The following is a 14,197-nucleotide window of genomic DNA, read 5'->3' as shown; positions in this document are numbered from 1 at the left end:
TCGGCCCACCGCGCGTCGCCCATCGATTTCCGTTCGTGTCCAGCTCAGCGGCTGTTCAGCGGCTGTGCGGTCGCCCGCTAACGGCCGTGTTCGGCGAGCCCGGCCAGCGCCTGCACCCAGCCCTCGACCAGCTGCTTGACCTGGTCCAGGGTCAAGACCGCGCCGACGAAGTCGAAGCGGGCGACGAGCCCGTCCTGACTGGTGTCGACGGTGACGTCCAGGTACAGGTCGGCGGCCACCGGCTCCGGGTAGACCTCGGCGGGACGCAGGTCCCGGTAGCGGAAGCCGATGCGGCCCAACGGAAGCACCGCGATCTCGGCGACCGTGTCCGGGTTCAGGTACCGCAGCAGCCCGAATCCGACACCGTGCGAGGGCACCTCGCGCGCGAAGTCCCGGATCTGCTCGATGATCGAGCCCGCGCCGGGCCCGCCGGAGCGCACCTCGGCCAGGTCCAGGCCCTCGAGCCGGAGCGGGAACGGGTAGCTGGTGCTGAACGCGCCGACCGTGCGCAGCCCGTCCCGGTCGCCGGGGACGCGGCCGTCGGCGATCAGGCGCACCACCGAACCCAGTGTGTCGCGCAGTGTTTCGGAGTCCGGGTCGAGCAGGGTCGCGGCCAGTGCGGTGAGCAGCACCTCGTCGATGCTGGCGTGGTAGCGGCGGGCGACGGCGTCGACGGCCGCGGCGCCCTCCCCGGTGATGGCCACCGAGACCCGCCCGCGGCTGCCGGAGTCGGCCTCGCCGAGCACCAGGTCCGGGGAGATGCCCTCGGTCACGCCCGCGAGCGCCTTACGCCACCAGTCCAATTCGTCGACGGTGGCGTCGTCCACGGCGCGGTCGGCCAGAGCCCGGGCGACGCCGCGCGGGTGCGCGTCGGCGCTGTGCGGGGTGGCGTGGCCGCCGGACCAGGAGGCGGTGAGGTCCTCGATGACGGTGCGCCACGAGGCGTCGTCCACCACCAGGCCGTTGGCGACCACCACCAGCACGGCGGCGGGACGGTCCCCGACGGCACCGTCGCCGGCGGCGTTCTCGAGCAGGACGAAGCGCATGTTGTAGCCGCGCTCCGGGTCGAGTTCGGCTGCGGCGGCGTGGATCACGGCCTCGATGGGGTCGCCGACGGCCTCGACGTTCGGGTCGATCTGCCACACCACGGCGGCGCCGCGCGGCTGCACGGCCGGAATGTCCAGGGCCACGGTGTCGCCGTCGCGGCGCAGGCGGGCCCACAGGCCAGGGTGCCGGTCCAGGAGACCGGCGACCGAACGGCGCACGCGGGTGCCGGAGATGCCGGCGGCGATGTCGAGGGTGATGGCTCGGACCCAGATGCCGGACGGCTCCACCTCGAGCAGGCCGATGGCCCCGGCGGGCAGCGGCGACACCTCGCCGACCGCGCTGAGCGCGGGGCCGGACGCGGCGGACGCCGGGACCGCGGGGCGGTCGGTGCTCGGCACGGCCGGGGCGGCGGGGGTGTCGACGGCCGAATCCGGTTCGGTCGCGCGCTGATCCGCCGCATCGCGGGACGCGGCGGGCCCGGACTCCGAGACCGTCGGCACGTCGTACCGAGGCGCGGCGGTCTCCGGCTCCGGCCGGAACGCGAGGTCCGGTTCGAAGGCGACATCGGGTTCGAAGGCCGCGTCGGGCTCGTAGGCGCTGTCGGGTTCGGAGCCCACCGAGCGCGCGGGTTCGGCGGGATCGTGCAGTTTGACCGGCGGCGCGAGGTCCTCGGGCCGGATGATCGGCAGCACCTGGGTGATGGCCCAGTCGTCGGCGTTGTTCATCGAGTCGGCGTTGTTCGCCGGTTCGGCGCTCTCCACCGGTTCAGCTTTGTCCACCGTCGCCGCGTTGTCCGCGGGTTCGTCGGTTTCCGGCGTTTCGCCACGGTCGGCACGCTCGATGAGCTCGGCCAGGCGCGGGCCGATGACCGAGAACGCCTCCGGGGTGCACATGAGCTGATGCCGCACGGGGACAACGTGTTCGGCGATGCGTCCGGTGACGTAGGGCCGCCAGTCCTCGACGCTGTGCGGTTCGCCGTCCTCGCGGCCGAATTCGGCGGAGAACAGGTCCATCCGGGTGTCGAGCACCGAATGCCGGTAGCGCGCACCGAGTTCCACGGTGCGGACCGCGCCTCGGTACATGCGCCGCAGCCGGTCCACGGTGAGCACGGCCAGTTCGGCGGGGATGGCGGCGTGCAGGGCGTGCAGCGCCTCGTCGCTGAGGTCCTGCAGGTCGCCCGCGGGCAGCGCGTCCTCGCCGACGCCGAATTCCGCGAACTGGGCGCGCAGATCCTCACGGAAGCTGTCGAATTCGGCGCCCGGGTAGGCGTCGAGCACGGCCAGCAGGTCGACCCGGTCGCCGGCGGCCCGCAGTTCGGTGGCGATGGCGTGCGCGACCACGCCGCCGAGGGAGTAGCCGAGCAGCCGGTACGGGCCCTCGGGCTGGACCTCGCGCATGGCCTCGATGTAGGTCCGCGCGACCTCGGTCAGCGATTCGGGCCGGTAGTCGTCCGCGGTGAGGGCCGGGGACTGCAGACCGTAGATCGGCTGGTCCTCGGGCAGGAACCGGGACAGTCCGGCGTAGGGCCAGGCCATGCCGACCATGGGCGGCGCGCAGAACAGCGGCGCGCGGGTGCCGGTGGCCCGGATGGGCAGCAGCACCCCGAGGGCCGAGTCGGCCGCGGCGTCGAAGTCGTGCTCGCCCTCGAGGGCCGCGGCGATGCGGGCGCTGAGCCCGGCCACCGTGGGTTCGGTGAAGAACCAGGACACCAGGACCTCGGCGCCGGTGAGCTCGCGCAGCTTGGCGACGATGCCGGTGGCCAGCAGCGAGTTGCCGCCGATGGCGAAGAAGTCGTCGTCGACGCCGACCCGGTCGAGGCCGATGGCCTCGGCGAAGGCGGCGGCCACCGTCTCCTCGAGCGGGCTGCTCGGGGCGCGGTATTCGCCTTGGCGCAGTTCGGGTTCCGGCAGGGCCTTGCGGTCCAGCTTGCCGACCGGGGTGAGCGGCAGTTCGTCGAGGACCAGGACGGCGGCGGGCACCATGTGCGGCGGCAGGGTCCGCGCGGCGTGCTCGGTGAGCAGGTCCGGGTCGGGCGAGTGGCCGGGCGTGGCCAGCACGTACGACACCAGGACGGTGACGCCCGCGTGGTTCTTGCGGCCCACGGTGACGGCGTAGTCGACCGCCGGGTGGGTGGCCAGCACGGCGTCGATCTCGCCGAGTTCGATGCGGAAGCCGCGCACCTTGACCTGGAAGTCGGAGCGCCCGACGTAGTCGAGCTCCCAGTTGACCCGGGTCCCGGCCAGATCGCCGTCCCGGAGTTCGGGTTCGGCGAACCAGCGGACCACGTCGCCGGTGCGGTACATGCGCGAGCCGGGTTCACCCCACGGGTTCGCGACGAACCGTTCCGCCGAGAGCGCGGCCCGGTTGCGGTAGCCGCGCGCGAGCGCGCCGCCGGACAGGTACAGCTCGCCCGCGACGCCCGGCGGCACCGGGTTCAGGCGGGAGTCCAGCACCAGCGCCGACATGCCGTGCACCGGGGAGCCGATGGTGATGTGGCGGCCCGGTTCCGGCTGCGCGTAGGTGGAGATGATGGTGGTCTCGGTGGGCCCGTACGCGTTGTGGTAGACGCGATTTCCGGTCTTCCACTTGGCCACCAGTTCCGGCGGGGTCACGTCGCCGCCGACCGACACCACTTCCATCTGCGGCTGCCCGGCGGGGTCGACGGTGCCGAGCACCGCGGGGGTGATGATCGTGTGGGTGACATTCTCGCGGCGCATGAGTTCCGCGAGCTCGGGTCCGCCGAGGATCTCCCGGGGCACGATGACCAGGGCCGCGCCGGTGGAGAAGGCGCAGATCCACTCCAGCACCGAGGGATCGAAGCTGGGTGAGCAGATGTGCAGCATCCGGTGCTCGGGATCGAGGTCGTAGAGACCGGTCGCGTAGTCGCTCAGGCCGCCCAGACCCGCGTGGGTCACGGTGACGCCCTTGGGCATTCCGGTGGAACCCGAGGTGTAGATGACGTAGGCCGGGTTGGCCATGCGGATGGGCGCGATCCGGTCGGCGTCGGTCACCGGCGCCGGGGACTCGGCCGCGGCCCGGCGGTCGGTGGCGGCGTCGTCGAGGCACAGCCATTCGACCTCACCGGGCAGCGTGGGCTGGAAGGCCTTGCTGGTGATGCCGATGACGGCGCCGGAGTCGGAGACCATGTGCCGCACCCGGTCCGCCGGATAGGCGGGGTCGACGGGCACGTGCGCGCCGCCGGCCTTGGCGATGGCGAGCACCGCGGCGACCATCTCGAACGAGCGCGGGAAGGCCACGGCGACCAGCTTTTCCGGGCCGACGCCATGCCGGATGAGCACCCGGGCCAGCTGCGAGGAGTAGTCGTCGAGTTCGCCGTAGTTGATGGAGTGCCCGCGGTAGCGGATGGCGACGCGGTCGCGACCGAGGGCGACGCCGCGGGTGAGCAGCTCGGGCAGCAGCGCGGTGGCCATCACCTCGTCGCCGTGCACGTGGGTGAGCAGTTCGTACTCGTCGGCGTCGAGCAGCGGCAGGTCGCCGATGGCGGTGACGGGCCGGTCCACGATGGCCTCGAGCAGCCGGACGAAGCGCTCCGCGAACACTTCCACGGTGCGCTGTTCGAAAAGGTCGCGCGCGTAGGTGAACACGGCGTGCAGGCCGCTGTCCGCGTCGCCTTCGCGGACGGTCAGCGACAGGTCGAACTGGGAGGTCTGGATGCCGGAGTCCAGGGCGCTGATCCGCAGTCCGGGCAGCTCGAAGTCGCTGTCGGGGGTGTTCTGGAAGGCCAGCATGACCTGGAACAGCGGGTTGCGGGCGGTGGACCGCTCGGGGTTGAGCACCTCGACGAGCCGCTCGAACGGCAGGTCCGCGTGCGCGAAGGCCTGCAGGTCGGCTTCCTTGGTGGCGGCGAGCAGTTCGTGGAAGCGGAGTCCGCCGTCCACGTGCGAGCGCAGCACCAGGGTGTTGACGAACATGCCGATGACGTCGTCGAGGGCGGCCTCGCCGCGGCCCGCGACGGGTGTGCCGATGGCGATGTCGTCGGTGCCGGACAGTCGCGCCAGGAAGAGGGCCAGCGCGGAGTGCACGACCATGAACAGGGTGGCGTTCTGCTCGCGGGCGATGCGCGCCAGACCCTGCTGGAGTTCGGCGTCGATGTGGAAGGGCACCAGGCCGCCGCGGAAGCTGGACACCGGCGGGCGCGGGTGGTCGGCGGGCAGGTTGAGCTCGTCGGGCAGCCCGGCCAGCGCGGTGCGCCAGTAAGCGGCCTGTTCCGAGATCAGGCTCTGCTCATCGGTTTCCGAGCCCAGGACGGTGCGCTGCCACAGGCTGTAGTCGGCGTACTGGACGGTGAGCGGGGTCCACGCGGGCGCGGCGCCGGCCGAGCGCGCGATGTAAGCGGTCATCAGGTCGCGGGCCAGCGGGCCCATGGACCAGCCGTCGGCGCTGATGTGGTGGGCGACCAGCACGATCACGTGCACGGCGGGTTCCACCTCGAAAAGGCGGACGCGCAGCGGGATCTCGCGGGTGACGTCGAAGCCGGTGGCCAGCAGTGTGCCGATCAGTTCGGGCAGGTCGGCGGCCGCGGCGGGCTCGGCGGTGAGTTCCGGCACCGCCTGCTCGGCGGGCAGCACCACCTGGTGGGCCGCTCCCCCGCTCTGCGGGTACACCGTCCGCAGTGTCTCGTGGCGGGCAACCAGGTCCGCGACGGCGTGCCGGAGGGCCTCGACGTTCAGTGCGCCGTCCAGTCGCAGGGCCATCGGGATGTTGTAGGCCGTTGCGGCGGTGTCGAACTGGTTGAGGAACCACATCCGCTGCTGGGCCAGTGACAACGGCACGAGCTCGGGGCGCTGCCCCGCCACCAGTGGCGGGCGGCGGCGGCCACCGGCGGTCGAGACGCGGCGCGCGAGTTCGGCGACGGTGGTCGCCTCGAAAAGGTCGCGCACGCCCAGCCCCGACTCGAGCGCGGTGTTGATGCGGGCCACGACCTGGGTCGCGACCAGCGAGTTGCCGCCCAGACGGAAGAAGTCGTCGTCGGCGCCGACACGGTCGACACCGAGGACCTCGCCGAAGACCTGCGCCACGGCCTCTTCCTCGCCGGTCGCGGGGGCACGGAATTCAGCGGATGCGGCCGCCTGCGGTGCGGGCAGCGCACGGCGGTCGAGCTTGCCGTTGCCGGTGAGCGGCAGTGCGTCCAGCACACCGACCACGTCGGGAACCATGTAGCTGGTGAGGAATTCGGAGACGGCGTTTCGCACGGTGTCCGGATCGAGCACCGCGCCTCGTTCCGCGACCACGTAGCCGACCAGCCGATCGCCGATATGTTCGTCGCGGTGGACGGTCACGGCGGCCTGGCTCACGCCGGGGCACCGCAGCAACGCGGCCTCGATCTCGCCCAGCTCGATGCGGAAACCGCGCAGCTGTACCTGCTGGTCGCTGCGGCCCGCGTACTCGAGCACCGGATCGGCGCCGGCCCAGCGGCCGACGTCGCCGGAGCGGTACATGCGGGAACCGGGCGGGCCGAACGGATTCGCCACGAATCGGACCGCGGTGAGGCCCGGGCGGCCCAGGTAGCCGCGGGTGAGCTGGTCGCCCGCGATGTACAGCTCGCCACTCACCCCGAACGCGGCCGGATGCAGGCGGCCGTCGAGCACGTAGCTTCGCAGGCCGGGCAGCGCACGGCCGATGACGCTGGCCGGATTTCCGGTCGCGGACTCGTCGAGGGCCAGGAACGAGACGTGCACCGTGGTTTCGGTGATTCCGTACATGTTGACCAGACGCGGAGCGTTGTCCGGATGCCGGTCGTACCAGCGCCGCAGCCGGCGCAGGTCGAGGGCCTCGCCGCCGAAAATGACCTCGCGCAGCACGAATTCGCGGTCGTCGGTCGCGGCCCGGTCCGCCTCGATGAGCTGGTAGAAGGCCGACGGCGTCTGGTTGAGGACGGTGACGCCCTCCTGGATCAGCAGCTCCCGGAACTGTTCGGGCGACCGCGAGGTCAGGTAGTCGACCACGACCACGCGCCCGCCGGTGGCCAGCGCGCACCACAGCTCCCAGACCGAGAAGTCGAAGGCGAAGGAGTGGAACAGGGTCCAGACGTCGGAACTATCGAATCCGAACAACGGTCCGGCGTTCGCGAACAGCTGCACCACATTCCGGTGCGTGACGCCGACGCCCTTCGGGACGCCGGTGGAGCCCGAGGTGTAGATGACGTAGGCCAGCTGATCGGGCGACAGCGGTGCGACACGCTCCACGTCGGCCACCATGGTGTCGGAGAACCCGGCGGCCTCGTCCAGCAGGACGACCGGAAGATCGGTGCCGGGCAGTCGATCCCGTTCGGCGGCCGTGGTCAGCACACAGACCGGGGCGCCGTCGGAGAGCACGAATTCGAGCCGCTGCCGCGGGTAGGTGGTGTCGATCGGCAGATAGGCCGCACCCGCGGTGAGCACCGCGAGCAGGGCGACAGGCAGTTCTTCGGTCCGCGGAACCGCCACCGCCACCAGGCTTTCCGGCCCGGCGCCGCGTGCGATGAGCGCCCGCGCGAGCTGGTTCGCCCGGCGCTGCAGCTCACCGTAGGTCAGTTGCGACGCCCCCGCGCGGACCGCGATGGCGTCGGGCGCGCGGCGGGCCTGTTCGGCGATGAGCTGGGCCAGTGTCGCCGCCGGGATCGGGCCGCCGGGGAGCTGCCAGGCTTCGAGCAGCAGCTCCCGTTCGCCGACCGCGAGCAGGTCGATGTCGCCGACCACGACGTCCGGACGGGAGGCGATCGCGACCAGCAGTCGCCGGAAGCGGTCCGCGAAGCCGCGCACCGTCGCCGCGTCGAAGAGGTCGGTGGCGTAGGTGAACAGGGCGGTCAGGCCGCCGGCCGCGCCGGCCTTCTCGGTCAGCGTGAGCTGGAGGTCGAACTTGGCGATCGGGACCTCGAGGTCGACGGCCGAGACCGCGACGTCGGGCAGTTCCAGTGCGGCGGGGCCGGTGTTCTGGAAGGTGAGCATGGCCTGGAACAGCGGATGGCGGGCCTGGGAGCGGGACGGTTCGAGCACCTCGACCAGCCGTTCGAACGGCGCGTCGGCATGTTCGAAGGCGGCGAGGTCGGTGGCCCGGGTCCGCGCCAGCAGCTCGGTGAACGAGCCCGCCGGATCCACGTCGGTGCGCAGCACCAGGGTGTTGACGAACATGCCGATGAGATCGTCGAGTTCGGCCTCACCGCGACCGGCCACGGCGGTGCCGACAGCGATGTCGCGGGTGCCCGACAACCGGGCCAGCAGGGCCGCGTAGGCAGCGTGCACGACCATGAACAGGGTCGCGTTGTTGGCCTGTGCGACGCGGTTCAGCGCCGCGTGCACATGCTGGTCGATCTCGAAGGCGACGTCCGCGCCGCGACCGGAGGCGACGGCGGGCCGCGGCCGGTCCGCGGGCAGATCCAATTGGTCTGCCAGCCCGGCCAATTCGGCACGCCAGTAGCCGATCTGCCGGGCCAGCGGTGATGCCGGATCGGACTCCTCGCCGAGCGCTTCGCGCTGCCACAGCGTGTAGTCCGCGTACTGCACGGCCAACGGGGCCCACCCCGGCGCATCGCCGCGCAGGCGATGGAAGTACGCGGTCATCAGGTCGCGGGTCAGCGGGCCCATCGAGAAGCCGTCGCCCGCGATGTGGTGGACCACGCAGACCAGCACGTGATCATCCTCGGCGAGGCGCAGCAACCGTACGCGCAGCGGCGGTTCGGCGGTCACGTCGAACGGCGCCAGGGCGGCTTCGGCGACGGCCGCCGGGAGATCCGCCTCGGTGACGGCCTGCACCGGCAGCGCCGGTACCGCGTCGGCCGCGCCCACGTCCAGCACCTGCTGGTAGCCGACGCCCACGTGCTCGGGATACACCGTCCGCAGCACTTCGTGCCGCTCGATCAGGTCCCGGACCGCGGCACGCAACGCGATCACGTCCAGTGGACCGGTGACGCGCAGGGCCGCGGGCAGATTGTAGGTGGCCGCGGCGGCGTCGAAGCGGTTGAGGAACCACATGCGCTGCTGCGCGTAGGACAGCGGGATCAGCTCCGGGCGCGGCATGGGCCGCAGCGGGGCGGCGCCGGCGACGGCCGAATCGGCCAGCGCGTCCAGGGAATTCGCGAGTTCGGCGACGGTCGGGTGCTCGAACAGGGCGCGGACCGGGACCCGGGCGCCGATGGCCGCGCCCAGGCGGGCCACCACCTGGGTGGCGTTGAGCGAGTTGCCGCCGAGTTCGAAGAAGTCGTCGTCGGCGCCGACGCGGTCGGCGCGCAGCACGGTCGCGAAGATCTCGGCCACCGTCTGCTCGGCGGCCGTGGCGGGCTCGCGGTATTCGCGGGCCTGGAGCTGCGGCACCGGCAGCGCCTTGCGGTCGAGCTTGCCGGAGGCGTTGAGCGGCATGGCCTCCAGACGCACCACGGCCGAGGGCACCATGTAGGAGGGCACGGATTCGCGGGCGTGGGCGAGCAGGTCGGTATCGGTGACCTGCGCGTCCTCGAGGACGACATAGGCGACCAGGCGGTCGCCGGTCTCGCCGCGCACCAGGGAGACGGCGGCGCGGTGCACGGCGGGATGGCCGAGCAGCACGGTCTCGATCTCGCCGAGTTCGATGCGCTGGCCGCGCAGCTTGATCTGGAAGTCGCTGCGGCCCAGGTATTCCAGGGCGTGGCCGGTGCCGGCCGAGCCGGCGAGTTCAGCATCGCCGGACGGCACCCAGCGGACCACGTCGCCGGTGCGGTAGAGCCGCTGCCCGTTCTCGTGGGCGACGAAGCGTTCGGCGGTCAGCGCGGGCGCGCCGAGGTAGCCGCGCGCCAATTGCACACCGGCGACATACAGTTCACCGGCCGCGCCGAACGGCACGGGGCGCAGCTGCCGGTCCAGCACCAGGACCCGGGTGTTGGCGACGGGGCCGCCGATCGGCACGGCGACACCGTGGGTGTGCTCGGCCGGGTGGGCGGTGACCACGGTGGCCTCGGCGGGGCCGTACCAGTTCACCAGCCGCGTATCCGGCAGCGCCGCCGCGAATTTCGTGGCGCTCTCGGCGGACAGCGCCTCACCGGCGGCGAACACCCAGCGCAGCGAGGGGTGCCGCCGGGCCGCGCCGTCGAGGTAGGCGTCGAGCATGGACGGCACGAAATGCACGGAGGTGACCGCGTATTCGTCGATCACCCGCGCGATGTAGGCCGGGTCGCGGTGCCCGTCCGGCTCGGCGACCACCACGGTCGCGCCGGTCTGCAAGGGCCAGAACAGCTCCCAGGTGGAGATGTCGAAGGTGATCGGCGTCTTGTGCAGCACCACGTCGCCGGGACGGTGCGGGTAGGTGCGCTGCGACCAGCGGAACTGGTTGGCCATCTGCCGGTGGGTGATCACCACGCCCTTGGGGCGGCCGGTGGAGCCGGAGGTGTAGATGACGTAGGCGGCATTGTCCGGGCGCACCGGCGCGGGGGCCACCTCGACGAACTGGTCCGCGCCCGCGAGCGCGTCCACGAAGAACAGCGGGACGCCGGAAGCGGTGTCGAAGTCGTCCGCGGCGCGGGTGAGCACGCACACCGGAGCGGACCCGGCCAGCACGTACTCGTTGCGCTCGGCCGGATGGTCGGGGTCGACCGGCACGTAGGCGCCGCCGGACCGCAGCACCGCATAGACGGCCACGACCAGGTCGATGCTGCGCCGCATGGCCACGGCCACCCGGGATTCCGCGCCGACGCCGCGCAGGGTGAGCTCCTGTGCCAGGCGGCGGGACCGGGCGTCGAGCTCGGCGTAGGTGAGGCTGGTGCGGCCGAAGACGACGGCGGGGGCGTCGGGAGTCCGGGCCACCTGGGCGTCGAACAGGGTGAGCAGCGTCGAATCGTCCCGCAGCTCGGGCACATCGGTGGCGTTGACCTCCGCCAGCGCGTGGCGCTCGCCGTCGAGCAGCGCGTCGATCTCGGCCACGCGGGCCCGCGGATCGGCGGCGATGCGGCCGAGCAGCGCCGCGAGCCGGTCGGCGATGGCCTGCGCGGCGTCCTCGTCGAAGAGGTCGCGCAGATACTTCACGCCGAAGCCGAGACCCTTGCCGCGCGGCTGCACCATGACGGTGAGCGGGTAGTGGGTGCCGTTGGTCGCGGACGCCCCGAGGATGCCCGCGCCGTCGATGGGCGCGGCGGCGTCGTCGAGCGACTCCTCGTCCACCGGGAACGAGGCGAACACCACGATGGAGTCGAAAAGCCCGTCGACTCCGGCGATCTCCTGGATCTCGCCCAGGCCGACGTAGTGGTGGTCGAGCAGGGCGGCCTGCTCGTCCTGCAGCGACCGCAGCACCTGCGCGAGGGTGTCGCCCGCGTTCAGCCGCACCCGCACCGGGATGGCGTTGAGGAACAGGCCGATCATGGTCTCGATGCCCGCCAGCTGCGGCGGACGGCCGGAGACGGTGGCGCCGAAGACCACGTCGTCGCGGTCGGTGCTGCGGCCGATGAGCAGACCCCACGCGGCCTGCACGACGGTGTTGAGCGTGACGCCGGCGTCGTGGGCCACCTTGGTCAGGGTGGCGGTGTCGGTCTCGGACAGCGTGAAGGTGATTTCGCCGATGCCCGAAGTGATCTCACGGGAGGGGTCGACCGCGGCCAGCGGGGTCGGATCGTCGAATCCGGCCAGGGTCTCGCGCCAGGCCTCGCGCGCAGCGCCGTGGTCGCGGGCGGCCAGCCAGGCCAGGTAGTCGCGGTACGGGCGCACCGCGGGGATCCGGGAGGCGTCGCCGTCGGCCGCGTAGAGCAGCAGCATGTCCTGCACCAGCAGCGGCATGGACCAGCCGTCGATGAGGATGTGGTGGCTGGTGACGCATACCCGGTACGCTCCACCTCCCTGCGCTTGATCGGCGGCGGTCCGGAACAGGGTGATGCGCAGCAGCGGGCCCGCGCCCATGTCGAAGTGGCGGGCCACGTCGAAGGCCATGAGCCGGTCGGTCTCGGCCAGCGCCTCGGCGGGTTCGCGGTCGCTGAGATCCAGGTACTGCCAGGGCAGTTCGACGTCGTCGAGGATGACCTGCAACGGATTGCCCGCGCTGTCCTCGGCGAAGACGGCCCGCAGGTTGACGTGCCGTTCCAGCATGGCGCGGGCGGCGGCGTGCACGCGCTCCACGTCGATCTCACCGGCCACGTCGAGGGCGAACTGCACCATGTAGGCGTCGACCGAGGATTCGGCCAGGCGGGCGTGGAACAGCATGCCGGACTGCAGCGGCGTCAGCGGCCACACCTCGGACAGGTTCGGGTACCGCTCGCGCAGCCGCGCCTCGTCGGCCGCGTCCAGCTCGACCAGCGGGCCGGTCGCGAGTTCCTCGGTGGCGGTGGCGTTCTCGACCGGCACCGCGACCTCGGCCAGCGCGGCCACGGTGCGGGCGGCGAACATCTCGCGCGGCTTGAAACCCAGGCCGCGGGCGCGCGCCCGGGACACGATCTGGATGGCGGTGATGGAATCCACGCCGAGGCTGAAGAAGTCGTCGTCGAGGCCGACCCGGTCCAGGTGCAGCACCTCGGCGATGACCTCGGCCACCGCCTGCTGCGCGGGGGTCTCCGGCGCGCGGTATTCGCCGATCTCGAGCTGCGGTTCGGGCAGCGCGCGGCGGTCCAGCTTGCCGGCGGGGGTCAGCGGGATCTCGTCGAGCTCCATGATGGCGGCGGGCACCATGTGCGCGGGCAGCGCCCGTTCCGCCAGCTCGGACAGTTGCAGGGTGTCGATCGAATAGCCCGGGGCGGCATGCACATACGAGACCAGCGCGGTGGCGCGCCCGTTCACCTCGTGGCCGATGGTCACCGCGAAGTCGACCGACTCGTCGCCCGCCAGCACGGCGTCGATCTCGCCGAGTTCGATGCGCAGGCCGCGGATCTTGACCTGGAAGTCGTTGCGGCCCAGGTACTCCAGTTCCCCGGCGGCATTGGCGCGCACCAGGTCGCCGGTGCGGTAGAGCCGGGAACCGTTGACCTCGAACGGATTCGCCACGAAGCGCGACGAAGTCAGTTCGGGGCGGGCGTGATAGCCGCGGGCCAGCAGCGCGCCCGCGATGTACAGCTCGCCGGGCGCGCCCGCCGGGACCGGCCGCAGCCGCTCGTCCAGCACGTACGCCGTCGCGCCGCGGACCGCCGCACCGATGGTGACCGTGCGGTCGGCCGCCAGCGGATCGGAGATATTGGTGGCGATGGTGGCCTCGGTGGGGCCGTAGGCATTGAAGAACCGGCGGTTGCCCGACGGGCTCGTCGACCATCGGCGCACCAGCTCCGGCGACACCGCCTCGCCGCCGCCGACGATGGACTCCATGCCCGTCAGCTGCTCGGGATCCAGGGAGGCCAGCACCGATGGCGTGATCAGGCCGTGTGTGACGCCCTCGCGGGCGATCAGCGCGCCCAGCTCCGGGCCGCCGTACACGTCGGGCACGGTGACCACCAGGGTCGCGGCCGCGCCCACGGCCATCAGCAGTTCCATGATGGAGGCGTCGAACGACGGGGTGGCCACGTGCAGCACCCGCGACTCCGGGCCGATGCCGAAGCGTTCCCGCATCTCGGCGGTGAGCGCGGCCAGGCCGGTGTGGGTGACCACGACGCCCTTGGGCAGACCGGTGGAACCCGAGGTGTAGATGGCGTAGGCGGCGTGCTCGGCGCGCAGCGGGCGCACCCGGTCGGCGTTGGTGACGGGTTCGGCGGAGTAGGTGTTCGCGGCGGCCAGGAACTCGTCGGTGTCGATGTCGAGCCACGGCACGGCGGCGGGCAGCGCGGAGCGGGTGTCGGCGACGGTCAGGCCGAGGACCGCGCCGGAGTCGGTGACCATGTGCAGCACGCGGTCGGCCGGGTAGCTGGGGTCGACGGGCACGAAGCCGGCGCCGGTCTTGGCGACCGCCCAGACCGCGACCACGGACTCCACCGAGCGGCGGATGCCGACCGCGACCAGATCCTCCGGGCCGAGACCGCGCGCGATGAGCAGCCGGGCGAGCCGGTTGGAGCGTTCGTCGAGTTCGCCGTAGCCGAGGCGGGCCAGGGCGGCGTCGGCGTCGGCCAGGACGACGGCGGTGCCGCCGGGGTTGGCCTCGACGGCGGTGGCCATGAGTTGCGGCAGGGTCGGGACGTGCGGTCCGCGGCGGGTCCGGGTGGGGCGTACGCGAGCCGTGCGGGTCATGCCTGCACCGCCACGAGCTCGTTCTTCCGGTCCCCGACCACCCGAATCATGCAGCT

General features: G+C 72.2%; 1 protein-coding gene. It reads right to left on the bottom strand.

Annotated features, from left to right (window positions below):
• Positions 1-77: 77 nt before the first annotated feature.
• Positions 78-14,141, bottom strand: coding sequence for an amino acid adenylation domain-containing protein (locus tag ACFV4K_RS16000; protein WP_379275491.1), 14,064 nt, complete (start codon positions 14,139-14,141; stop codon positions 78-80).
• Between the last annotated feature and the right edge of the window lie 56 nt (positions 14,142-14,197).

The sequence above is a fragment of the Nocardia sp. NPDC059764 genome (assembly GCF_042732555.1).
GTDB lineage: Bacteria > Actinomycetota > Actinomycetes > Mycobacteriales > Mycobacteriaceae > Nocardia.
The sequence above is the reverse complement of the archived record's forward strand: the minus strand, read 5'-3'. Positions and strand labels throughout refer to the sequence as shown.

What these genes read in the sequence shown, in the direction of transcription:
- ACFV4K_RS16000 (WP_379275491.1), bottom strand. Translation starts at nt 14,141, where the DNA reads ATGACCCGCACGGCTCGCGTACGCCCCACCCGGACCCGCCGCGGACCG.